Source organism: Nocardia sp. NBC_01377 (genome assembly GCF_045040005.1).
Lineage (GTDB): Bacteria > Actinomycetota > Actinomycetes > Mycobacteriales > Mycobacteriaceae > Nocardia > Nocardia noduli.
Genome location: NZ_CP109566.1, coordinates 1,092,716 through 1,117,651, shown reverse-complemented (window position 1 = coordinate 1,117,651; position 24,936 = coordinate 1,092,716). Strand labels below are relative to the sequence as shown.

The 24,936-nt window shown below is 65.1% G+C and carries 15 protein-coding genes; 5 read left to right on the top strand and 10 right to left on the bottom strand.

The genetic code is table 11. The features are described 5' to 3' along the window. Positions 1-73: 73 nt before the first annotated feature. From OG225_RS05220 to OG225_RS05205, 4 genes are all read right to left on the bottom strand, one after another. Positions 74-2,986, bottom strand: coding sequence for a hypothetical protein (locus tag OG225_RS05220; protein ID WP_405180629.1), 2,913 nt, complete (start codon positions 2,984-2,986; stop codon positions 74-76). Positions 2,987-3,265: 279 nt separating this feature from the next. Continuing rightward, entirely contained in the window at positions 3,266-3,715 is a 450-nt protein-coding gene (locus tag OG225_RS05215; protein ID WP_405180628.1) for a hypothetical protein, read from the bottom strand. Positions 3,716-3,978: 263 nt separating this feature from the next. Further along, the gene (locus OG225_RS05210; RefSeq protein ID WP_405180627.1) at positions 3,979-4,110 is read right to left on the bottom strand and encodes a hypothetical protein; all 132 of its coding nucleotides are present in this window, start codon (positions 4,108-4,110) and stop codon (positions 3,979-3,981) included. Beyond that, entirely contained in the window at positions 4,107-6,083 is a 1,977-nt protein-coding gene (locus OG225_RS05205; protein WP_405180626.1) for an N-6 DNA methylase, read from the bottom strand. The genes OG225_RS05210 and OG225_RS05205 overlap by 4 nt, the downstream gene beginning before the upstream one ends. Before the next feature lie 162 nt (positions 6,084-6,245). Here OG225_RS05205 and OG225_RS05200 point away from each other — a divergent pair, with 162 nt between their 5' ends. Genes OG225_RS05200 through OG225_RS05185 form a run of 4 tightly spaced genes read left to right on the top strand, consistent with a single transcriptional unit; the run spans position 6,246 to position 14,299 of the window. Beyond that, positions 6,246-7,775, top strand: coding sequence for a TIGR02677 family protein (locus OG225_RS05200; protein ID WP_405180625.1), 1,530 nt, complete (start codon positions 6,246-6,248; stop codon positions 7,773-7,775). After that, on the top strand, positions 7,772-8,935 hold the full coding sequence (locus OG225_RS05195) for a TIGR02678 family protein (RefSeq protein ID WP_405180624.1): 1,164 nt from the start codon (positions 7,772-7,774) through the stop codon (positions 8,933-8,935). The genes OG225_RS05200 and OG225_RS05195 overlap by 4 nt, the downstream gene beginning before the upstream one ends. A 13-nt stretch (positions 8,936-8,948) precedes the next feature. Next, positions 8,949-13,076: a TIGR02680 family protein gene (locus OG225_RS05190; RefSeq protein WP_405180623.1), complete on the top strand. Its 4,128-nt coding sequence runs from the start codon at positions 8,949-8,951 to the stop codon at positions 13,074-13,076. Further along, complete coding sequence (locus tag OG225_RS05185) at positions 13,073-14,299, top strand: TIGR02679 family protein (protein ID WP_405180622.1); 1,227 nt, start codon at positions 13,073-13,075, stop codon at positions 14,297-14,299. Before OG225_RS05190 ends, OG225_RS05185 begins: the two co-directional genes overlap by 4 nt. 977 nt (positions 14,300-15,276) lie before the next feature. Here the strand turns inward: OG225_RS05185 and OG225_RS05180 are convergent. From OG225_RS05180 to OG225_RS05165, 4 genes are all read right to left on the bottom strand, one after another. Continuing rightward, positions 15,277-18,639 (bottom strand): DUF499 domain-containing protein, encoded by a 3,363-nt coding sequence (locus OG225_RS05180; RefSeq protein ID WP_405180621.1) that lies wholly within the window; start codon positions 18,637-18,639, stop codon positions 15,277-15,279. Positions 18,640-18,641: 2 nt separating this feature from the next. Then, a complete protein-coding gene (locus OG225_RS05175; RefSeq protein WP_405180620.1) occupies positions 18,642-18,920 on the bottom strand; it encodes an HNH endonuclease family protein in 279 nt (92 codons plus the stop codon). Between the two features lie 2 nt (positions 18,921-18,922). Further along, positions 18,923-19,768 carry a transposase family protein gene (locus OG225_RS05170; protein ID WP_331758801.1) on the bottom strand — a complete coding sequence of 282 codons (846 nt, stop codon included), beginning with the start codon at positions 19,766-19,768 and terminating at the stop codon, positions 18,923-18,925. A gap of 115 nt (positions 19,769-19,883) precedes the next feature. Continuing rightward, on the bottom strand, positions 19,884-20,213 hold the full coding sequence (locus OG225_RS05165) for a DUF1524 domain-containing protein (protein ID WP_405180619.1): 330 nt from the start codon (positions 20,211-20,213) through the stop codon (positions 19,884-19,886). 62 nt (positions 20,214-20,275) lie between these two features. On the opposite strand from OG225_RS05165, the gene OG225_RS05160 reads away from it, so the two are divergent. Continuing rightward, complete coding sequence (locus tag OG225_RS05160; RefSeq protein WP_405180616.1) at positions 20,276-21,340, top strand: IS630 family transposase; 1,065 nt, start codon at positions 20,276-20,278, stop codon at positions 21,338-21,340. On the opposite strand, the gene OG225_RS05155 is transcribed toward OG225_RS05160, so the two are convergent. Beyond that, the gene (locus OG225_RS05155) at positions 21,237-22,448 is read right to left on the bottom strand and encodes a DUF262 domain-containing protein (protein WP_405180618.1); all 1,212 of its coding nucleotides are present in this window, start codon (positions 22,446-22,448) and stop codon (positions 21,237-21,239) included. The genes OG225_RS05160 and OG225_RS05155 overlap by 104 nt on opposite strands. Next, complete coding sequence (locus OG225_RS05150; RefSeq protein WP_405180617.1) at positions 22,448-24,901, bottom strand: DUF1156 domain-containing protein; 2,454 nt, start codon at positions 24,899-24,901, stop codon at positions 22,448-22,450. The genes OG225_RS05155 and OG225_RS05150 overlap by 1 nt, the downstream gene beginning before the upstream one ends. Between the last annotated feature and the right edge of the window lie 35 nt (positions 24,902-24,936).

Below are 24,936 nucleotides of genomic sequence, written 5' to 3'. Positions count from 1 at the left end.
CGCTGTCGGATATCGCCTGGGGAAAAGGCTCGATCGTCGTCGGCGGCACACCAATATCCCGCCGACTTCGAATTCAGCCAGCCGATTTAGGCGGCTTCACCCAGTCCTCGAGATCGCTGTCATCTGACGATTTCGCGCCGCCCCCGCTATCGGTAGCCCCGGTCTTGCCGGTTCCGGCCGGGCACCCATCGCCACCCGGGGCACCTTTCTCACCGGCCGAGATCGGAAACATCACCAGACACCGGTGCGGGACCTTTCCACCCGCCTCGGTGACCAGCACCGCCAGGGACGAGGTCTTCGCGACGCGCCCGGAAGTGAAGTCGATGTACCCGGTAACACCCTGAACCGCCGTATCCCGCAACTGCATGGCGACCGCCGACCGACTGGGCAGACGATCACCGGTCTCGGCGACGCGCACGGTGTTGAGGAAAAGACCAGAAGCGTCGTAACCGAGTCCGAGACGATCCCCGGCCCAGGACGGTCTGTCCGTCCACAGGACGTCGGGATATCCACGCAGGTCCGCGACGAGGTCGGGCACCGTGTCACACAGGGCCGCATACACGGCGGGCACCTTCGCGGTACCGACTTCGGCTCTACCTTCGAGACAGGCACGACCACCGAGGATCGCCGGTGCGGCCTTGGCGACATACCGCACGGTCAGGCCGGGGGGCAGACCCTTGCTCACCTCGGGATCGGCGATCACCCGGGTGAGGGTGTCGTTGCCGAGGATCACGGGACTGTCACCGCTGAGACAGCCGTTGGCGACCGAGCCCGCGAAGGCCGGGAAGTCGTCGTTACGCCCCGCGTAGAACAGCAGGGTCTCCCGATCGAACTGGGGTGTGCAGAACGCGGGGAATCGGTTGAGTTCGTGCTGCGTGGTCCACGTGCGCCGTTCGATCTCGATATTTCGCCGTGCCAGCTTGTCGGTCAGGCTGTCGACCAGGGTGGTCACGTAGAGGTCGGTGGGAACCTGCGGGTAGTACAGGATCACTTTCCGGAAACGGGGCTGCCCCGCCTTGTCGGACGAGCGTGGATAGCGCGCGCCCTCGACGTAGTCGGCGATGAGTTCCGCGTGTTCGGCGTTGCTCGGCGTGGCCTGGAAGTAGAGGGGTGAGGCATTGGCGAGGTCGTTCGCCGTCAGCGTCGTCGCCACCACCGGCACGCCCAGATCACCGAGACGGGTGATGGCCGTGCGGGTCGCGGTACTGCTGCGATCCATCCCGACAACACCGAGCACACTCGCGTCGTCGGCGAAAAGCCCGCGCAGGTGTTTGTCCACCACGCGCGGCGCGTGCCGCATCTCCGTACCGCCGTTGGCGATCACCACGCGCACCAGCGGCTCGGATTCGGAGCGTTTCATCAACGCCAGCCGCTGCTGCACCGCGATCCCCGCCAATTCTTCGACCTGCGCCGACGGGTAGCGCGCATTGGCGTCGGAATAACTGAGACCGGCGAAATAGACCAGCGTCATCAGCGGCCTGCGCGGATTGGTCCTGCGCGCGCCCTCGGCCTCGCCGTTCAACCAGAAGACTTCCCGCTGGATCGCTTTCAGATAGGGGTCGTCGGTGAACACCTGACGGGCGTTGTCGCTGTAACCGACGCATTCACCCTCGTGCATTTCCACCGAGACGCCCGACGTCCACGGCCAATGCGTGCACGGCACCCCGCGCAGGGCGGGCACGGCCACGAGTGTCGCGGCCACCAGGAGAAGGACCGGCAGCAGCACCGACATCATCACGACCCCGCGACGCGCGGCGGGCGGCGGCGACGGCGGCACCGCCAGGTGGGCGTAGCGCGGGTCGCGCACCGTCCCGTTCAGCGGGTCGGGTAGTCGCACCCGCAGCGGCAGCGACCAGGCGTGGGGCAGCCGATTGGTGCGCATGTGGTCGATATTGCGCAGCCAGCGCTGGAGCGGATCCGGTTCCACGTCCGAGGACGGCCGGTCGACGAGACTCTCCAGCGTGTCGAGATTGGTCAGGTCACCGATCCGACCGAGGTCACGGGCCTGTGGCCGGGCGGGTGCCGACTCCAGACAGGCCAGCACCACCAGCGGATCGAACAAGCCGGTCTCGTTGCGGATGTCGTTGATACGCGTGAGAAGTCGAACGCCCGCGCTGTCGGGAGCGACCGGCCCGAGCAACGCCACCGGATAGGCGGTGCGCCGCCAGCCGGACGGGCGCCAGAGCGGACGACGGTAGGCGGCGCGCATATCCTCGAGGAAGGCGTGCACGAGCAGTTTGGCGATCTGCTCGTCGTTCTCGTCGCTGCGCCCCGACGCCGTGAGGCGGGTCGCGAAACCCAGGAAACTGTCCGACAGTTCGGGTGCGAGATAGCGCTGGCGCATGAACCAACGGGTCACCTTCGACATGCCGGGGATGCGGCCACCGCTGATCCACAACCACAGCCGCAGCACCGGCCACAGCGCCAGCACCGCGAACACCGTGCGCGACAGCACATCCCCCGCGGCCGCCTCACTCGCGCCATCCGCCGACCTCGCGGGCGAACCGCTGCGCAGCAACCTCGGCAACCGGGTACGCAGTTCCACCGCTGCCTCGGTCTCGTCACTGGTCACCCGCTGTCGGGTCAACCAGTCTGCGGTGCGGTAGCGCGGAAACCTGATCGGACCCATCGCGGTGTCATCGGTGGAGAAGCCCTCGACCAATCGCTGGACGATCGGCAGGCAATGCCCCTCGATCTCCTGACCGGTGGCGTTGGGATCCGGAGCCAACGCGTCCGGCGGCAACCCCGCCGCCGAAAGATCCACTCGCGCACGCGGACTTGCCCGCCGACCTCCGGATTCACCGAGCCAGCGGTAGATCTCGACCAGGAGCGCACTCGAGGGCGGCACGTCGACCAGGCCGACGAGGGGGCGCGGCAATGGCCGTCGGCGACGGATCAGCGTGCGAAACACCCGCGGGCGCGAATCCGGAACATTGAGCGCTCGAACGAATTCGAGCAGTTTGCCGATGTCGTTTGCCTCTGGCACCCGACGGCCTCCCCCACTTGCCCAGAACTACGGCCGCGTATGGAATTGCGTCCGCATGTAACGGGCGACTGTACCGCGCGGTGCGGAACCGGGCATCAGATCGAATTCACGGACGCCCGTGAGCCGCACCGAATTCATCGCGCCGCGGGCAGCGGATCATCCCCGGGCGTTGTCGCCGCCGTGTGGTTCGTCGGCACCGGCGAACAGCCGCGCCGCTCCGGGGACCACGGCCGTGCGACCATCCGGGACGGGGCCGCACACGATTCCGCCGCCGCGTTCTCACGCGGTCGGGGTGGCTACACCCGCCGCGACGAGTACCCGGGCCACAGCGTCGGGATCCGTCGGCCTGGCGGCGCGCAGGGAATCCAGCAGCACGCGGGCTTTCAGCCGATACGCCTCGGCATCGGACAGCAGGTGGTGCGCGCTCGGCCCGTGATCGCCATCGATCAGGTAGAGACGCAACTCGCCGAGCACGTCCTCCCGATCCACGAAACGGCTCATCCCGCAGTCCAGACCATCGTCGCGGAGATCATCCGGATAGGAAGCACGAGCCCAGACACCGCTGTCGTACCAGTAGACACAGCCCAGCTCGTACCCCTCCAGCCGGTCGTGCAGTTCCTCGAACGGGAGCCAGTCCGGCGCGCCCGCGAGCATATCGATTCTCGGCTCGTGGAGCTTCACACCGCTCGCTTCGTCCTCGCCGTAGAGCACGAAACGGCCGTCCCCCATTCGAGACATGGTCCACCACGTGCAACCGCAGTCATCGAGGTGCAGCCCTCGGCGTCGAGCCAGATACCGTTGCGATAACCGGTTTTCGACTCGTCTGCCGAGCTCGCGTCGACAGCCGCGAGCAATGCCCGACGTGCCCAGAGTATCTCGGCCGCGGGCAGATCCTCCGGCACACCTGGACGGTGAATGGTCATGAACAGTCCCCCTTCTGTCGTCGCGGGTGACTACGACCCGCTGAGCGCGATCCGACCTGACCGGAACACTCAGGCTGCTTCGATATTTCTGATCGAGACAGCGCCCCGTGGTGTCGCGACGGCCAGTTCGGGCGGCATCGCGATCGGTTCGTCCCGCAGCGTCGCGGACAACGCGACGTAGTCACCGAGGTTGTCGATCATGGTCGACCCGCGGGGTTCGGATCGCCCGGCGCGAGCGCCCCCGCGGTCAGTCCGGTCGTCATGAGTTCGGTGACGTGTTCGGCCGTGGCGAATGCGGCTCCCGCCGTGGTTCTCAGCTGGAACAGTTGCCGGAACACGGCGCCGTACCGTCGTTGTTCCGCGAGCGCGACGACCGGAATGCGAAGCCTGCTCGGGTCGAACCGCACGGTGGATGTTCTTGTCGCGGAGATATTCTCGCTGCCGGTGAGGAATCCTGCCACGAACCACGGATCGAGTTGGGCACTGTCGACGCGCAAGAGATGGATATGCGGCCCGAGTAGCGCACCGGCGTCCTGCGGCCCCGCGACCCGCGCAGTCCTCGCGCTGCCGCGGTCACTGCGTATCGTCGGAATCAGGACATCGCCGGATCGGACCTCGAACTCTTCGGAGGGCCATGCCGATTCCACCGTCGCCGAGGCCGATGCGCCGGTGGCGACGTCGGGGGCTGTCAGTACCGGCCTCGTATCTCCGGCCGTCGCCCGATCCGCACTCGCCGGTAGGGCGCGTATCCACTTCAGCCGGCCGTGCGAGGCCAGATCCGCGACCGCGACGAACCGCCAGGGGACACCCACTGTCTCCGACCAGCCGGTGATCCCGGCGGCCATCGTGGTCAATTCCGAGGCTGCCGCACCGAGGGTGTCCAGGGCCGCGGTGAGTTGACCGGAGATCGCACCGCCGTCCAGCGACGACCGCACATAGCGGGCGGGAGTGAGGTCGACCTCGTCGTCGAGTACGTCCACCGCCCGTATCACGGCGGCGACACCGGATACTTCGGAGCGCTCGACATCCCCTCCATCGAATTCCCGCCACAGCCGGACGATGTTGTCGCCGAGGCGATCCCAGTCCATCCGCTCCTCGCGGACGACATCTGGCAATGCGGTCGCGTCGACGAACAACAGGGCGTCGGGAACGGCGACACCGTGCTCCGGCCTTCGCACGATCCAGATCTGTAGACCGACATGCCAGGGCTGGGCCACCCCGGGTGGTAGGCCGATCACGACGCGCAGCGCACCGGTCCTGACGAGATTGGCCCGAATCTTACGACCGCCGGTGCGCGTCGCGACGGCAGGCGGCAGCAGCAGGACGGCGTCCGCTCCCGGATTCAGGTGGGCGATCGCGTGCTGGACCCAGGCCAGTTCCGGTTCGCCCCGTGGCGGCAGGCCGTAATCCCAGCGGCTGTCGAGCGCGAGTTCGCCGGAACCCCAATCACGTTGCCCGTACGGGGGATTGCACAGCACGGCATCGTATCGTCGGCCCTCGAAGGCATCGGCGAGCAGACTGTCACCCTGGCGGATCTCGGCCGCGACGGCAGGTTCCGAGGCCAGCAGCAGCCGGGCGCGTTCGACCTGCACCGGCACGAGATCCTGGCCCGATACTTCGGAGGCGCCGCCCTCGGCAGCCGCGAGAAGTAGCGAACCGCTCCCGCAAGCGGGGTCGAGCACACGCGCTCCGGACCGATTCGCCGACAGCGCGACCATCAGTGCGGCGACTTCCGGCGGTGTGGTGTAGACCCCGGTGGCGGCGATACCGTCCATCGCCCGTTCGGCGAGGATGTCGAAGGCGACGCGAGCGCCGTCGGTCTCGACCGTGCGTGTCACCGCCTTCGCGACCTGCGCCGCGAATTCCGCGTCGGTCGTGTCCGGTTCCGACACCTCCCAGCCGTCATCGGTGCGACGGATCGCTCGCATGACCTCGGTGATGGCTCCCGGCTCTCGGGACCGAAGGAGAGTACGCAGGTCGGTGGCCGGTGATTCCGACACCTGTATCCCATGCTCGGACAGCCATTCCTGTACCTGACGCAGGTCGAACAGCGGGCGGGTATCGGTGCCCGCGACGGCGCCGGGGAAGTCGTCGTATCGGCGCCGCCAGTTGCTGACCGTCGCCCTGGTGACGCCCGCGAGCCGTGAGATCTCGGACGCGCTGACCTCCGACATGCCCTCTCCTGTTCTGTTGCCCGAGGCAACCCTGACTCAGACCTAAGCAAAAGCAATCTCCCGTCCTGATTGACATTGCTTTCTCATTCCAGTCTTGCACGCGACCGTGTATCCGGAGCGGAAGTTACGCGCTCGGCGACGCCCGCGCCTATCGTGGTCGGAATGCGGGGTGGGCAGCGGGTCGGGACCGGGTCGGAAGCGGGTGCAACGGCGAACCTGGATCTCTACCGATATCTGACAGCGGACGAGCGCGACGATTACGTCACGATCATGTCCTTGTTCACGGCATCGCTGCTCGCGGATATGTCGGCGGCGACGGTCGCCGACCAACTGGTCTCGGCCGGGACGGCGCTGACGGCCGATGTGGTGGAGAGCCGCTGCAAACAGCTCGTCCGCTGGGGCAACCTGGTGCCTTCGCTGCGGGACGCGCGAGTGAACACCGTCGCCGAATATCTGAAGGCACGTTCGCGGTATCAGGTATCCAGCCTGGGCGGGCGGGTCCATCGCGGCGCACTCGAGATCATGTCCGCCACGGACGGCGCTCGCGAAGTCGCCCGAGAACTCCTGGGCCGGATCGCCGAGGCGTTGCGGGAAATCCCGGCGCTTCTGGATTCCGTGGGTGGCACGGAACGGGACGAACGATTGGCGGGGATCGTGACCACGGTGTTCAACAACCAGCGGCTGTTCACCGCCAGCGTCACCGACTTCTACGCGTACCTCTCCGGTGTGCTGTCCCGATTCGATCTCGGGGGCGACGAATACACCCGGTTCAAAACCCTGCTGCTGGATTACGTCGATCTCATCAACGCCGATGTGAATCGGCACGCGCCGCTCATCGCCCGTGCCCTCGAGCAGGTGCTGCCCCGACTGGATCAGCTCCTTGCCACGCTCGACGCGCTACCGGGATTGAGTCTGGGCGGACAGGTGTCGATCGAACGCTCGGAAGGCCGCTCCCGCACGGACTGGACGCAACTGCACCAATGGTATTCGGGCGCCGAGTCCGGTCCTGGACAACTGCGCCACGCGGCAGGCCAGGCGCTCGGGCAACTGATCGCCAATGCCAAACGCATACTCGATTCCTCACGTACGGGCTACTCGCGGCGAGCCGATCTGCTGCGACTGGCATCGTGGCTGGATCGGTCCTCCGACGAGGAAGCAGGTCGCCTGTTCGCTGCCGCTTTCGGCGCGTGGCCCGCGCGGCATCTCGGCCTCGGCCCCGAGGAGCCCGATCCGCGGATGACGCCCACCACCTCGTGGACCGTGGCCGACCCGATCGAGGTGCCGGTTTCGCTGCGTGAGCGCGGCAACCGGGTGGCGCGCGGGCGCACCTCCCGCGTCCCCGACTCCGCCGCCGATCGCCGACTGGTCGAAGCCGCCGCGCGCGAGGAGGCCCAGCGCCACCGCGAAGCGGCCGCCGAACTGATCGCGTGCGGCGATCTGAACGGGTCCCGACTGTCCCCCGCGGCCCGCGCGGTGCTGCTGGATCAGCTGGCGCGGCTGCTGGCCGTGCAATCAGAACCCGAGGAAGCGACGTCGCTCACCGACCACGATCTCGGCTTGGTGCTCGAGGCCGTGCCCGGCGGCCGTACACATATCGAATCCCACGACGGCACATTGACCGTCGAGGATCTGACCCTGTCGGTCCGCTCCATCGACGCCGACAGCGCGCGGGCTCGGCGGACGGCCCGATGAACAGCGGACGAGGTCGCACCCTCGGCACCCGCTCCCAGGACGCGTCCGGAGTCCGCGAAGCGGCGCGGATATTGCTGTCCACGCCGATCGTGACCGCTACCCGGTCTCCGGAATCCCTTGCCCTGATCCGTCGGCACACCACAGCCCTGCGGGCGGCATTCGGTGCGCAACTCGGCTATCACCTCATCATCGAGCCGGGTTTCGCGCGACTGGTCAAGACACCTCCCGAGGCCACCGCACCGCCGCGCACGCTCACCCGGCGCAGCGGCGTCGCGCTGGACGCGCAGACCTACACTCTCGTCGCCTTGGCCTGCGCGGCCCTGCTCGCGCCCGGAGTGGGCGAGCAGATCCTGATCTCGCAGCTGGTCGCCCTGATTCGCGCCGATGCGGTCGAGCAGGGAATCACGCTGTCCGACGAATTGTCCGAACGTCGGCGGCTGGTCGCGGCATTGGCCGTGCTGGCCGACTGGGGAGTGCTGGCCGAAACCGATGGCACGATCGCGCAGTGGGGCGACGCCAAGGGCGGCGAGGCGTTGTTGACCGTGTGCCGACCGCTGCTGCCGCATCTGCTGGTCCGGGCGATCGGACCGTCCGCCGTGCCCGATGACGTGCTGGCTCCGGAAAGCGGCGCACCGCGCAGACGGTTACGTCGCAGACTCACCGAGGATCCGGCGGTGCTGCGTGAACATCTGACCCCGGAAGAACTCGATGTGCTGTCCCGTGAGCGCAGTGAACTCGCGCGGCTGCTCAATGACAATTTCGGTTTGACGCTGGAAGTCCGCGCCGAAGGCGCGCTCGCCTACGATCCCGCCGACTCGCTCAGCGATATCGATTTCCCCGGCTCCGGCACCGTCAAGCAGGCGGCACTGTTGCTGATCGGGGAGCTGGTCGACCGCGACAACGGGCAGCCGTGCCCTGACGACGAATTCGCTTGGGACACTGTCGAAAAGGTGCTGACCGTGCTGATCGAGCGACACCAGCGGGTATGGAAGGCCGAATACGCCGGTGCCCCGCACCGGCTTCGAGCCGACATCGTCGTCCTACTGGCGGCGCTGGGCTTGGCCGAATCTCGGCCGACCGGAATGCGATTGCTCGCACCGGCCTACCGGTATCGGCCGCGCGTCACGACCAGCACTCAACTCACTCTTTCGACCGAATGACAGGGGATCTGTCTTGAGCGCCGAACCGGCGAAGTATTTCAACGAGCGCTGGCGTCTCGCGCGGGCCGGGGTCGTGAATGTCTGGCATTACCTGGACTCCGAATTCGCCATCTCCGGTGGCCGGTTGATTCTGCGCGGCGCCAACGGCTCCGGTAAATCGCGTGCGCTCGAGATGCTGTTGCCATTTCTGCTCGACGCCGACCGACGTCGCATGGATGCCACCGGCTCCCAGAAGGTCAGCCTCGACGAACTGATGCGCACCGGCGCACGCGGTCAAACCAATCGCGTGGGATACCTGTGGCTGGAACTCGCCCGTCCGGGCGAATACCTGACGCTGGGCGCCTACATCAAATACAGTGGGTCGGCGCACCGCAGCGATGTGCAGTTCTTCGTCACCGACAAACGGGTCGGGGTGGAACTACGGCTACTCGACGACAATCGTGACGCGTTGTCGAGAGATCAACTGCGCGCGGTCATCGGCATCGATAACCTCACCGACGCCGAACATCATCGCGAGAATGTGCGGGCTCGGGTTTTCGGACTGCACCGTGAGGCCGACCGGGACAGGTTCACCGGGCTCATCCAGTTGTTGCACACCCTGCGCTCCCCCGATGTCGGCAACCGCATCGACGAGGGCAAACTGCCGCAGATCCTGTCCGACGCGCTGCCGCCGCTGAGCGAGCAGACCATGGAATCGGCCGGTGACCGACTCGACGGACTCACCGCCACTCGGCTGGCGCAGGAGCAGCTGGTGGGAACCCTCGACCATGTGCGACGGTTCCACACCGTGTACAGCGGGTACGCGGCGAGCGTTCTCACCGACAGCGCCACTACGTTGCGCCGCGCCGCAGACGACCTCGACACCGTGCGGGATACCCGTGACGATCTCGAAAGACAGCTGCGCGAGCTCCGGGAAATCGAGAGCGCCGCCACCGCGGAGGTGGTCGAATCGACGGCGACCGCCGCCGAACTGGACAGTGCGATCACCGCGCTGCGCTCGGCCCCGTTGTTCACGAAGGTCGCCGATCTCGAACAGCGGCAGAAAGCCGTCGACGCGTCACGTGGGTCCGCCGAACTGGCGCTGAACAACGCTCGGCGCGCGCGCGGCGACGAATACGGCGCGGCACGACATCACCTCGAACAGGCCGACGATCTGCGCGCGGCGGTCGAGGACGCCGCGACAGCGTTGAGCCGGACGATCAGCGCGCTCGCCGCCGTGGAACTCCCGTACGGTCGGCTCCCGGCCTCGATCGGTGTGACGACTCGCGACGAGCCGGAGACCATCGATACCGTGATGGATTCGCTGGACCAGGCGCCCGCGTCGATCACCCGCCCGTCGGTGTCGACGCTGACCGTCTTCCCGGAAGACCTCGACGAAATCCATTCGAGTGCACAGGATTGCGGACGCGCCGCCACCGACCGCAAGAGCAGGGCGGTCAGACGTGAGCAGGAGGCGCGCCGACTCGACAACGAGCACCTTCGGGTGCTCGGACTCGAAGACACCGCCGAGGCCAAAGAACACGACGCCCGCACCGCGGAAGCCGCCGCGATCGATGCCGCGATAACACGCGACGATCTCGCGGTCGCGCTGAACCGGAATTGGCGGGCATGGATCGACTCACCGGAAACCGTCCTCTCGATGCCCGACGCGGACCGATCCCACCCGACGGTGCTGGCGCTGTTCTCCGATACCGAGGTCCTCTGCGGCGACAGCGACGACGACTCGCTGTCGGACGAACTCTCCGGCCTCGCCATCGGACTGGCCCAGCCCATTCGTGACGAACTCACCGCGCGAGCGGCCGATCTGCTGCGCGATATCCGCGAGCACGAACAGACCGCGCGGACGTTGCGCGAACAGCGAAGCCGACTCGAGGCCGAGGAGGATCCCGAACCTCCGATGCCGCCGTGGCAGCGCCTCGACCACCGGATACCGCTGTGGCGAGCCATCGACTTCCACGACGAGGTGAGCCCGCCCGTCCGCGCCGGAATCGAAGGCGCACTCCTGGCATCGGGGCTGTTGACGGCTTCGCTGACCGAGGACGGTGACATACGCGGTCAGGACGGCGAGATACTGCTCCGCCCAGCGCTTTCCACGGTCAGCTCGCCGCTTTCCCAGGTGCTGCGCCACGATCCGACCGTGCCCGAGGCCGCCGCCGCGGTCGTGCGGGTTCTCGCCGCGGTGGGTTGGGAGGATGACCAGGCGACCACCTCGATCGCCGGAGACGGCCGGTGGCGCAACGGCACGCTGTGCGGCCTCCACCGACCCGACACCGCCCGCCATATCGGCGCGACCGCGCGGGCCGCCGCCCGCCGCGAGGAGTTGGCACGGATCGACCGGCGGCTCACCGAGATCGCGGTGTCCATCGACGAGTTGCGCGCGCGGGAAACGGAATTACGCGAACGCCGGGACCGACTCGACGCTCACGTCGGCACCGCCCCACGAACCCGGCCCCTGGTCGCCGCCCGCGAGGCCGCGCGCACCCGGTCGGAACAGGCCGCGAAGATGCTCGACGCGGCACGCGACGCCAGAGAAGAGGCGGGTCGGCAACGGTCGCTGTGGAGTGCGCAGGAACGTGACCATCGGGCACTGTGCGATGGAATGGCCCTACCGGCCGATGCGGAAAGTCTGGCCGCGCTGCGAGAAGCCTGCGATACCGCGATCATGGCGTGCGAAGAACTGGCTCGAACCTGTCGAGCCGTGACGCGACCGCGCACCGCGGCGGCGACGGCATACGACCGACTCGACGCCGCGCGCGCTCGACGCCGCGAGGACGAGGATCTCGCCGAGCAACGCCGTCGGCAGTGGTCCGAACAGGCCACCGGACTCGCGGCTTTGCACGACGCGCTCGACCTGCCACTGCAACAGTTGAATTCGGAGATCGACGCCAGCGAGAAAGCGCGTGAACGCGTCCGGGAACAGTTGCGTGACAGCGAGAAAGCGCGTGACAGCGCAGCCAGGAACGCGGTCGGCATCGCCGCCAGACTCGAACTGACCCACACCGACCTGAGCAACCGCGCCGACGACCTTCGCCGTGTCGCCGAACTGTGCAACGCCCGGCTGCACCTGCCGGGTCTGCGCCCCGCCGCGGTAGCCGAGGAGATCCTTCCCGTCCGCAATGTGAACGATGCCGACGAATGCAGGCTCGTGGCGGATTCCATCACGGCATGCCTGCGTGGCCGCAAACCCGCGAACATCACACAGCTGCTCAACGCACTGACCAGATTCGGGACCGACACCTCCGGCCACCTCGAGGTATCCCAGAGTGTCGAGCACGAAGTACATCTCGTGCACATCGACGGCGCCGAACACCACCACAACATCCCGGATGTGTTGGTCTACCTCACCGACCGGGTGGAACGCGGACAGCAGGCGCTGACCGAACGCGAGCGCGAAGTCTTCACCGAATTCGTGCTCGGCAGCGTCACCGATGAATTGCACCGCCGGGTCCGCCAGGCCAACCACCTCATCGGCGCCATGAACGCCAGTCTCGCCGGTACGAGAACCAGTCACGGCATCGGTGTCAGGATCAGCTGGGAACTCGACAGCGCCGACCAGGAACTGCGCCGTCTCATGGAACTCGTCGAAATCGCCGACCAGGTGCGTTCGGAGCGGGACGACGACGAGTTGGTCGCGCTGGTCCGCGAACGCGTCGACCGATTGCACGCCTCCGACTCCGCCACGGGCTACGCCGCCCATCTGCGCGAAGCCCTGGACTATCGCACCTGGCACAGCGTCGAGGTCACCATCCTCGGCCCCGAACCGAACCAGACCCGACGGATCTCACGCCGTGCCAAGATCTCGCAGGGCGAGACCCGATTCGTCTCCTACGTCACCCTTTTCGCGGCCGCCGACGGCTACCTGTCCGGCCTGCCCGACGCCGACCGCGCCCTGCGCCTGGTACTGCTCGACGACGCCTTCGCCAAAGTCGACGAACGCGCCATCGGTGAACTCATGGGCCTGCTGGTGCGCCTCGATATCGACTTCGTGATGACCGGCCACGCCCTGTGGGGCACCGTGCGCGAAGTCCCGGCACTCGACATCTACGAAATTCGGCGTATCGGTGACAGCAGCGTGATTCCCACCCATATCCACTGGGACGGCCACAAGAAGACCGAACTGTTCTCGGTGCCGCGCCGATGACCCTGCCCGAGCGTTTCCGCGACTATCTCGGCGCACCGAACCTGACCGACCTGTGGCAGCGGCTGCGCGTACGTCTGGAACGCACCGGACATTCGATCACCGGCACGATTCGAGCGGAATTGGACGCCGATGCCGCCGATCGGCTCTCCGGCCTACTCGGCCGCAATATCGCGGCGGGTCGGCGGACGGTGTCGTTGAGTGAACTGGACACGGCGCTGCTGCGCAGTAGCGCCGCGTGCGGACTCGTTCCGGTCATCGCCGAACTGACCGGTGGTCCGTTGCGCGACCGTCCTTCCGAACGTCTGGCCCGCCAGGACGCCGTCACCGCGCTGTGGGCAGAAGTGGAGACAGTGCTGGACGAACACGGGCTGCTGTCCGCGCCGTGGGTCGGGCTGTGGACTCGGTGGCTGCACGCCACCGGACTGCTGCTGCGTTCGCCGGAGACCGCCCGCATCGAATTCGACACCGCCGCAAAGGCCGTGGCCTCCGTCCTCGATCCCAGCAGCCCGCCTCGAATGCTCGGCCAGCTCGCCACCGCTGTCGCCGGTGACGCGCACGCACTCGACAACGACCGTCTCGCCGGACGCCTCGCCGTCCGCGCCCTGGGTTTCGCCTTCGACCGGCCGGACCCGGTCGGACCGCGCGACCGAATCGCGGTGTGGCAACTCGCCGGAATCACCGCCGACACCGTGTCCGGCACCGTACTCACCTGGGGTCTGCGGCCACCCGGTGATGATCCGTGGTCGGCGATGATGCGCGCTCGCGCCGAGCTCGGTCTGGTCACACATCTCACACTCGCCGAACTGTCATCTGTCACAGCATTTTTGGCCGCTCCCGATGCCACTGTCGCGGCGTGTGAGAATCCGCAGGTTCTGCAACGAGCGGCCGAACTCGGTGTACGGCAGCCGCTTGTGTGCTTCAGCGGTAATCCCTCATCGGCGGGTGCCGCTCTCGCCGAGCGCGTCCGACTTCGATATCACGGTGATTTCGACTGGCCGGGGATCGCCATCGCGGCCCGATTACACGGTCTCGGCGCCGAACTGTGGCGGATGAACGCTCGCGACTACCTCGACGCTGTCGGAGTCGGGACCACTCGGCTTCCACTGGGGAGTAATCCGGTACCTACCCCGTGGGATCCGGAACTCTCGTCGGTGATGAGTCGTGCGGGGGTTGTCGTGCACGAGGAGTCGGTTCTGGATGTCCTCATCGCCGATCTGCGCTGAGCCGACCCGCCATTCATCGAGGATTCAGCTGACATCCGCCGTGGTGGTTGTCCACGGCCCTGCGGCGACGAACTCACTCGCACACGCTGATTCCTCGCGCCGCTCGCGGATAACCTCCGGAGTCGGTCAGGCGTCGACAGCGGGGCAGTTCACAGCCCCAACAGGGGCGGGCTTGGTTCCCGAGACGGTGCGGTGCGAAGTCGCATCGGCGCTGCCGGGTGCTGACCGCCGCCTCGGTGGGGCCCGAGGGCTGTGAGATCTCGGACGCGACCTCCGACGTGCATCTGCCCACCTGCCGGTCGAGGCCAGTTCGACCCCGGGGCGTGTGCAGAGGGCGGAGTCGATGGATATGAGTGACGAATCAGGCAGTCCCGACTCAGTTTTCGCTCTGGTCCCTGACTGCGTCACGGACGCGGGTAAATTCCCGGTGAACGAACACCGACGACATCCGAATCCGGCTGGTCGGCGTCCGTGGCAAGAAGGTCACGTCGGTGCGGCGGATCTTCTCCTCCGGTGAACGACCGCTACTTCCCGGCGTCCCGCACACGCTCCGAGCAAGTGGTTCGAGGCTGGGTTTCTCTCGCGCGGAACGCGTTCAGTGGCGGGTAGTCTGGGGCTATAGGCAGACCGGGAAAGGGCGAATCGCGGGCGGTGCCCGACAGGTCCGTGACGTACGCGATTACGTGTACGGACCCGCGGACACCCTACGCGCAACCCTTGACTCGGCCACCGGTCAGGTTCGACGCCTGCGCCGAAGTGAGCTGGATCGGCCGCGCGGCTTCCGGCTGGACCGAGACCCGCACCGGTAGCCTTGCGATCATCGATGCGCTGACCGAGATGGCCGGAAACTCGGCGTCACCGCAGGCACCTACACCCGACGCGACGAAACCGGTTCCGCCGCACTCGCCGCATCCAGCGGCGACAACGGAGCCGGTATGGTGATCGCGTCCGCCGGACGGAGCCCGCAGCCCCCTGACTCAGCTCTCCTCGAATCCAGACTGGTCGAACTTGAGTGTCCTGGCGTTCTCGGAGACGGTTCGCACACGGCTCTCGTTGAAGCCTTCGGAGTCGGTCGCCTCGATCTCGATACGCACCGTCACACTTGTGTTCTCGCCCGAACGAAGGCACGCGAGCACCTCGTCGGCAACATTCTTGAACTCCTGCGCGATCTTGTCGGAATTGAGGGTCTTCACCCCGTAGAAGCGGGTTGGCCAGGCGATGTCCAGCTTCGGCTGTACTGGGGACGAACCGGAGCCCGACTGCGGGCTTGGTCCGTTGCCGGGCTGCGGTCCGGTACCCGACTCAGGCGCGGGCCCCGGCTCCTGTACTCGTTGCATTTCCGCGACATCGGGGCGGACAAGCAGGAGCGAGTCGGTTGCCACCGGAGCGCCGTCGTTGTCCCCCGGCGTCCAGAGACCGATGTACCGGCTGGCGGCCTCATCGTAGCCAGCTGCGAGCGCGAATGCGTCCGTCTGCCAAATCATCGGCAGGTCAAGGATTCCCGCGTCGAGAACGGACCGATCGCGCAGGCGCGGCATGTAGGGGTACTGCGAGTAGAGGCCCCACAACGTACCCAATGAGACGTGGCCGTCCTTCCAGATCTGCGGGATCTTGCCGATCGCGAGACGGATTGTCGCCGCGGCCTGCCGCGTCGAAAGATCACCATCGTTGCCCAGGCGCCGCGAAACGCGCTCTGCAAGAGCGTCCGACTGACCCTCGACCTTGGTCTCTTTGATCAGGAACGGCGCGCCCGCGTCAGGCTGTGCGGGAACCAGCGCCCACGTGAAGCTCTGCAGCAAACGGGCGGTAACAGTCTGGTCGGCCTGAGCCGCCCTCTGCGACGCCTGGTTCTTCTGGTTCTGGGTCAGATCGAGATCGGCCTCGTTGGCGAGGACATGCGTCCAACCGAGGTAGTCACGCGTCGCATTATCGAGCTCCTCGAGCCGAGCCTCGTCCGCCGCCAGATAGACCAATGCGTTGCGGTGCGTTCGATTCGAGCTGCCACGATGCTCGGTCGCCTTGTGCGCGAATTCCTTTGCCACAGAATCCGTACCCCGTTTATGGGCGACTTTCGGATGCAGAATGACAAGTCGCGCCTCGTCTGTGTCGGGGATATCCCCGTTCGACTCTGGGCAAATGTGAACGCCGGCGAAGTCGCCCCGTTTGCGGCCTTGGCTCTGGAGTCGCCGAACGATCTCCGCCCAGACGTCTTCCTTGTGCAGGCGCTCAGCCTGATCCTTCGCGGTACGGGTGATGTTGGGCTGGACGTCGTACCAGTACTTGCCCGAGCCCGAGTAGAAGTATGTGGCACGGTCGCCGAGCTGGGTCAGCGCGGAATGAAAGTTGCCGGGGACGTCGCCGGGGATGGCCGTGCCGAGAAAGACCCGCTGGGTGCCGATGCCCTTGTGGACCGACCCAGGCGCGATTGTCGGGGCCGCACCGAAGAAAACCGTACGTGCGAGCCGCTTGGTCAACGCCCGCTGACCGAAGAGCGGCTTCTCCTTATCGATACGAGCCGGCTCCGAGTTGGGGCCGTCGACGTCGGCGTCGATGATCGTCTTCCAGGAGTCCTGGAGGTATTGCGTCAGCTCGGAGTTCACGTTCGATGTAGCGAGTGGAATCGATCCAGGCATGATCAACGGCGATGCGTCCTCACCCGCCCAGAGGGCATGAATGACCGTGCTCATCAGGCGCAAGACACCGCGCGTGCGCTGAAAGCGTTCCAACGACGACCATTCCTCGTAGAGGGTGTCGAACAGCTCCGGGTGGATCGGGTAGGTCCGCTTGATCCGATCCTCATAGGCGCCGTCGCGGGCTTCGCGCGGGAAGTCGTCGGAAAACTTCCGGTACATCTCGACGTACGCGCGGGAGGTCGCGCCTATAGCCGCGAGTGCCGACGCATCCGGCTGTTTGAAGAGCCGCTGCTTGACGATGTGATACGCCTCGTTGGACGACGCGGGGCGCCACTGGTCCGCCACACGACGAACGACGTTCTGCAGGCGCTTGAGTGCCTCCAGGCCATTCTGTCCGCCTACCTCTTCCGCATTACCCGCGGTGATCTTGTCGGGGGCGTCCCCGGTCTCCGACGCCGGAATCGAGATCGCGAGCAGCACGCCCCTGGTGCCTTTGGCAGCCTCGGTAAGCGACTGCGCGAACGTGAACTGGTCATCGAACGTGCCGCCAGCGAGGTCGTCACGCCCGACCAGTGACCGCGCATACGCGACCCACTCGTCGATGAGGATGACGGCAGGCGCGTACTTGGCCAGCAACTCGTGGAGAGCCTCGCCGGGATGGGTCCTATCGCGGTCCGCCTTCGCCACGACCGCGTAGGCATCCGGGCCACCAAGCTGCCATGCGAGCTCACCCCAGATTGTGTTCACATGGGTGCCGTCGTCTTTCGTGACGCCCGACGGGCTGAAGTGATTACCGACGATGGCCACGCGGTTGACCTTGATGGCCGAGTACCCATTGGCAGTGAGGAGTTCCTGGGTCTCCTGCGGGAAGTTGCCAACGGGCAGGCCTGCGGCGACGTGCCACAACGAGAGCATCGAGTGGGTCTTGCCGCCACCAAAGTTGGTCTGCAAGTTGATCACCGGCGACACATTGTCGTCACCCGCGAGGCGACGCACAGCCCGGCCGATGAGGTCGCGGAGACCCTCGGTCAGGTAGGTACGGCCGAAGAACTCGACTGGGTCGGCGTAATCGGAGTCGACCTCGCCGCCCGTGGCGACCTTGTAGAGATCGGCCGCGAACTCGGAGGCGTGGAAGTTACCGGTTGCTACATCGTCGTGGGGTTGGAGTACCTCACGCCAAGGCCGAAGGCCAGCAGCCTCGGGGTTGTCGACCGCGGCCTTCAGTACCTTCTTGTCGTCCTTGTCGGCGGTGACACGACGAAGATTGAGACGGATAGCTCGGACCTGATCGGCTTCCTTCGCGGCACCGATCAGCTTGAGGAACCGTTCGCCTGTGTCGAGGGCGCGGTAGGCATCGTCATCGGTGAACGTGCCGTTGTGTGCCCAGTCGTTGCGCACCTCGCGGAGTTCGTTTGCAAAAGTCTCACCGGTACGGCCGATAGCCTGCTTGAAGGGGTACCACCCCGACTTGAACCCGGCGGTGATGTTGCCCTCGGTCAGAATCCTGAACTGCACCTGGGGGTCCAGGGCGTCATACGTCTTCGTCGACGGGGCCCCATTTTTGCTGTCCTTGGCCTGAACGAGCTTGGTCCACGCGGCTCCGAGCGACGGGTCGCCCTGACCGACCACGGTCGAAATAAAATCATCCACTGCTGGCGCCAGCACCTGGAACATTCGATCGATACGGTCACGATTACTCAGTGCCATTACTAAATCAACTTCCATTCCTTGGCCAGCAGGCCGGTAAGCTGTTCTTGCCGTGCCTCGATGGCCTCAGGCGTCCACTCGGAGTAACCCAGAACTTGGGTGGTCAATGCGAACACAGCCGACCCGGTTGACGTCTTGAAGTACTTGCCCTTCTTCGTCGCGTAGTCGTAGTTGTTCGCCTGAGCATTCTTCCGGTGATTCAGCAACAGCAGGTTGCCGAGTTTGTGCGTGAGATCAGCACGCTGATCGTCAGTGAGCCTTTCCGAGTAGCGGCGTGTCACGGTCAGACGCTGCGGCCGTGTTGAAGATGCAGCAACACCAGCGCGGCTGCGGCGATGGCACCGATCCGGCACGGGCACAAGCTGACTCGACGCAATGCCTTGAACCATTTGAGCAGTGCGTTACCGCGCTCACCGACCGCGCGAACCTGGTTGTGGGCCTTGTTCGCCGTTTTCTGTTCGTCGGTCAGCTGCCCGCCCTTGGGCTTCTTGACCGCGACCGTGATCGTTGTGGCCTCGCCCAAGTATCCGAGATCGCCCAGCACGGGCAGGTTTTCACCGGTCCAGTCCGTGAGCGCGGGCAGCATCTCGGGGTGGGCGCGCAGCGCGGTGACATCGTGCTCACGTCCCGGACGAACCTCGGAGGTCCACATCGGCCACCCGTCCGGGGCGGTAACGACCTGGATGTTCCCGCCGTGGCGGCCGTGTTTTCCCGACCACCAGAGGTCGACTTTGACCCGGCGTGGCACCGAGGTGGCTTTGGCGGTGGTGGGGCCGGCTTGGCCGACCCGGTCGGTGTGGATGAGCGTACCGTCCACGCTGATGTGCTGGTGCCCAGCGACTTTCGCGGCCAGCAGCACGTTGTGCAAGGCCGGGGCCTGGGCGGCGAGAGTATCGATCACCTCGTGGAGGCTGTCGTAGGCGGTGGTGCGGCCGATCGCGTTGTCCAGGGCGAGCTGCTCGACACGGGTGCCGTCGGTGAACCACCGCAACCCCAGCACTGCCTGTTCGAGGCAGGTCAACGCCCTCCAGCGGGTCCCCAAGGCCTGGCGGCGCGCGGCCAGCAAGCCCGCGACGTGGGCGACGGTGGACTCGGGCAACGGCAGGATGGCGATGTATGCGACACTCATGACGCGCGGAACCTCTGTGAAGTTGATCTTTAGTCGGACCTCCTTCATACGCCAGAGGTTCCGCGTTTCGCGTTCCACCCCAACATCTTTCAGCACCGCCGCAGCAACCGATCCGTCAGACCACTACTCGGAAACGTTCAGTGAAGTCAGTGCGCCACTTACTCGGATCCTTGGGATTCTGTGGCAGTACGTGTTCGATCGAGATGATCTTGTGGTCATACGTCGCACCCGGGACCTTAGCGAGCAGTTCGTCCAGACGAAGCAGCACATATCTGGCGCGTCTCGTCTGCATCCGATAAATTTCGCCCCGCAACGCCGTCATCGAGAGCACACGTTCGTCGTCGCTGAGGTTGAAGGCACGCGCATCGAGGCCGGCTCCTGCCTTGAGTTGGTTGAGTAGTTCCAGATAGCGCGCGATTCGCGGAGTGCTGTAGGCCTGATGCAATAGGAAACTAGTGGGTCGATTTCGAAGTTGTTGGGCAGTACTCGATCTGGTTGAATCGGCTGGTGCGAGCTGCCCCGCTGGTGTTGCGTGATGGTGACCGAGAGATCCTGCAAGCCTGGATCCGGTCGACGACGATGAAGTCCGGACTCGTCCTACGAGCCCGGATCATCACTCTGGCCGCCGATGGTGTGGCCCATGCCGAGATCGCTCGCCGGTTCGATATCTCGCGCCAGACCGTGATCAACTGGCGGTCCCGCTACCAGACCCATGGGATCGACGGGTTGCACGACGAGCACCGGTCAGGACGGCCACGGACTCTGGACCGGGACAAACTGATCACCACCACGTTGACCCCACCTCCGCGCAAATACGGTGTCACGCACTGGAGTTCGCGTCTTCTGGCCGACCATCTGGGTATCGCGCACGGGACCGTGTCGAAGGTGTGGAGCGAGTACGGGGTCCAACCGTGGCGAGCCGAGACGTTCAAGTTCTCCACCGATCCAGAACTCGCCGGCAAGGTCACCGACATCGTCGGGCTCTACATGAACCCGCCAGAGAACGCGATCGTGCTCTGCGTCGACGAGAAATCCCAGATCCAAGCCCTGGACCGGACTGCGCCGACGTTGCCGATGCAGATCGGGATCCCGCAACGGCAAACCCACGACTACGTCCGCAACGGCACCACGACCCTGTTCGCGGCGCTGGAGATCGCTACAGGCAAGGTCACCGGGGTGTGTAAACCCAGGCACCGCCACCAGGAGTTTCTTGCTTTCCTGCGTCACGTGGCCCGCGCCTATCCGGCCGGTGAGCTGCACCTGGTGATGGACAACTACGCCGCCCACAAGAAGGCTGAGGTCCGGGCCTGGCTCGCCGAGAACCCGCGTATCCGAGTGCATTTCACCCCGACCTCGGCGTCGTGGATGAACCTGGTCGAAGTCTGGTTCGGCATCATCGAACGCCAAGCCATCCACCGCGGGACCTTCCGCAACGTCCGCGAGCTGACTACCAAGATCCGCGAGTTCATCAACGGCTGGAACCCGCGAGCGAAGCCCTTCGTCTGGACCAAGACCGCCGAGCAGATCCTGGCGAAGGCTGACCGCCGAAGAACTTCAAATACGGCCCACTAGCCGCAAGCCGCTCCAGACGTTTCAGGAATCGAGCGAGGAACTCCGCGTCGTCCGGGTGCTCGACCATTGCCCACAGTGCACACGGTCGCCAGTCCTTGTTGTCGACCATATCCAGCCGCTTGAGCCAAAGATTGACAGGCTTCCACTCGTCGCCGGGCCCGAAGTCAAAGGCAATGGTCCGCTCAAACGCCTTGGCGTAAGGCAGGAGCAGATCGTCCACGAAGTTCGCGGCAGCGCCCTTCTCGATGAACGGATCGAGCACCTGACTTGGAAACTCAACGAGAAGTTCGCGGCGGGCACGGTCCCCGCTCACGACCGTCCGAATATCCCGAAAAATCTCGGTAAACGAGTCACTTCCAAGCGACTCCTCAGCAAGCTCCCAGCGTTTGGAATAGTCGCCCCTGTCGGCAACCTGGCCAATGACCCGCGATTTGAAAATATCTGCCGGGGTGAGGTCGAGACCTCGGGCATTCATGACACTGAAGATGCGGTAGGCGCTGTCAAGATTCGGAGTGCTGACAACAACGAGATATGTCCGGGTGCTTGCAAGCGTCGCCAAGGCTCGGCGGCGCTCGTCTTCCCATCCACTCAAGCGGGCTAGGAAGGCTGCAGCGTTGTCGCGAATTGCCCGCTGCGGCTCCGGTTTCGCGGCCGCGTCGCTCAGGCCCACGAGCGCAGCGATGTTTCCTGGCTCTTGGACGTACTTCCGGAAGAATTCCGCGTCTTGCTTTCGCAACGTCAGCCGTGGGCGCGACGGGATGCCGTCCAGTTCGTTGCCAGGGTCCAAGACCCTGGCACCAAGGTTTCGAGCAAACTCCTCTCCCTTCACGAGATCCCTCAGCACTGAGAACAGCAGCGTGAGCGTTGTCAGTCGCTGCTGGCCGTCGATCACGTCGAACGCGGTATCATCCCGCTCAACAAGTACGAGGGAGCCGAGAAAGTACGGCTCTTCATCACCGCGATCCAGTGTCTCTTCAAGGTCGTCCAGCAGCTGAAGGGCTTGGTCCTTACCCCACCGATACGGCCGCTGGTACTCCGGGATCTTGAACTCAAAGTCACTCGAGAAGATCTTTCGCAGCGGGTGTTCGTGGGCAGTCAGCTTCTGCATCAGTCATCCTCCTCTTCGAAGTCGAACGCACTCTGATCGGCCGCAGGCGTTTTGACGCTCCTCGCGACTTCGAGTATCTCGGGCCAACTGGTGACGAGCGTGTTGAAGCTGAGTGCATCTTTGGTCCAGCCATTGGCCTCGGCGATGCGGAACAACAGGTGGGCGAGTTCCTTCACTAGGTCGGCGTCGATGGCGCCATCCGCCCGTGTGAGTGATGCTTGCAGAAAGTCGCCGGCGGGTGCGATGCCGTCGCGCTCCAGCACCTTGATCAAGTGATGCAATGCTTCCCAGTTGCTCGTGTGCATGTCTTTGAGGACGTCGTAATCCCACGACAGGTCGAACGGCTTGATTAGCTGGACGTGGCCGGCACGGCTCGTAAGAATCTCGTCGCGATCCATCGTGTCGACACTTGTGTTGCGAGCACGGGCAAGGCTGTCCGCGTCGCCAAACTTGCCAACGCCGTAGCCGTGCTGGCGGTACCAAGCGATCGCGAAGCGCGACTTCGAATCGAAATCGCCTTCTTGCTCGTTGAGCACCTGGTCGAGGATCTCGTTGATCCGCGCCAGAGCCGACCGAACCGTCATCTTGTCCCCGTTTGGTTCGAGTACGGCGCCAAATCGGCTAAAAACTGCCATGCCTGGGCCAATTGCTGCCTGCGGCAAGTCGACAGGGGCGATCTGCCCATGCTGGAGCCTGCGCAGGGCGCGCGGGAGCTCGGATTCGAGAACAGCAATAAAACCTCTGCGGTCCGTAGTGGCCGCATTACTCGCCCGCGGGCGAAGTGACAACACTATCGCCGATGCCAGGGCATTAGTCCCAACGCTGATCATCCGACCATTGCGTTCGCTGCGCATTGGCCAGGTAGAGGTAATCTCCCAGCCGGACCGGATCATTCCTTCGAGCAAGGTCTCCCAACCAGTCGACGCCTCGCCGGCCGAATCAGACTCGCTTTGCTTAAACGCATACCAAACCGTAATCGGATGGTCGGAAGTCGCCGTGCTCCGAGCATTGGCAAAGACCCGCCGAAATCCCGATTCGAAGAAATCCTCGGCGCCTGCACGCCCTCCGTGACGGTAGGGATTTGCCACTAACTCCTCGGCTTTCGGCACGAGCATCGTGGACAAGAGGTCCGGGTAGTAGCAACGCAGACTTCGCCTCAGCCAAACATAGAAATAGTCCGAGAGGTCGGAGTAGCCGATGTTGTCGTAGTAGGGCGGGTCGGTAGCAATTAGCACGTTCTCAAACGAGCGACTGGCGGCATCGGCTTGTTCCACCCGTCCGCCCCCGGCAGGGAGCCACTCAAGCGCTCGCGCAACCCAACCGACACTCCACGCCAGCTCGGGCGGGCCTGGGTAGAACGGATTTCCCTCGGCATAGTCCCAAACCATCGGGAGTGCCTGACGGCTGAATGTGTCACTCACGCTCTCCTTCGACGGAGCCGAGTTCCACCGACAGATGGTTGAGTTGGTAGAGGACAGTCTGCTTACTGCGAATCCAAGGTACGTCGCGATAGCTGTTGCGTAGGCCGGATCAGCCTTGTCGGCGATTGCTTTCGCGTGAACACTGGCAACCAAGTCACTAAAGGTGGTGAGTGCAGTGAGCTGTCGATCGGTAAAGAGGTCCGAAAAGTCGGTAAGCCCGTACGCGGGTGGCGAGAACCACCTGGGATTGTCGGCAATCTCGCCCGCGATGGATTCCTCGGGTTTTCCAACCCGTGCCGCAGCTTCTTGGTTTCCATCTGGCGCGACATAAACCCGACGTCGATTGCCTTCGATGACGACCGCCATCAGCTGCTGGCCGCCGCGGCACGCCTTGCCTTCAGCCCGAAGGTAGTCCACCGGCGCGTGACCACGGCATGCCAAGCAGACAGCTCCGGTCCTACCTGACACCGTCCCGTCGTCGGTTGCTGTCGGAGCGTTGGCCTTTCCATGACCGATCTCAAACTTGACCCGCAGGCCGGAACTCGTCGACGAATCGCTGACCACGCTCGGTACGACGTATGCCTCCTTTCCCGGCTTCTTTCCCAACCACCACGATCGAACCAGGGGCATCTGGATTCCGCACGCGGGGTTCGGACAGGTCACTGTCCGTGCCCAGATCCATGCGATCACACGGGCTGGGGTGCCGTCAGGATGAGTGGCCATTGGGTATAGCGAACCGATCTTCGCTTCCGCCTCGTCACGCATCCACGCCCCGTAGGCCCTTACATCGGCGGCAATCCCTTCGGTGCCCGTCCACGATCGAAATTCCGACGCCGCGAGGCCTGGATAGATCGGAGCTTGATCCCGGTGCACCGATGGAATCTCGATCAACGCTTTGTTGATGAGTACCGCCACTGGATTCAGATCTGATGCCTCAGCTTTCAGACCGAGTCGCTGGGCTTCCAGAGGTATTGCTCCGCCACCAGCAAAAGGATCGAGGATGGTCGGCGGATCGCCTGCCGTCGATCGCATGATTTCAGTTCTAGCCTGAGCCAGGAGGTCTTGGT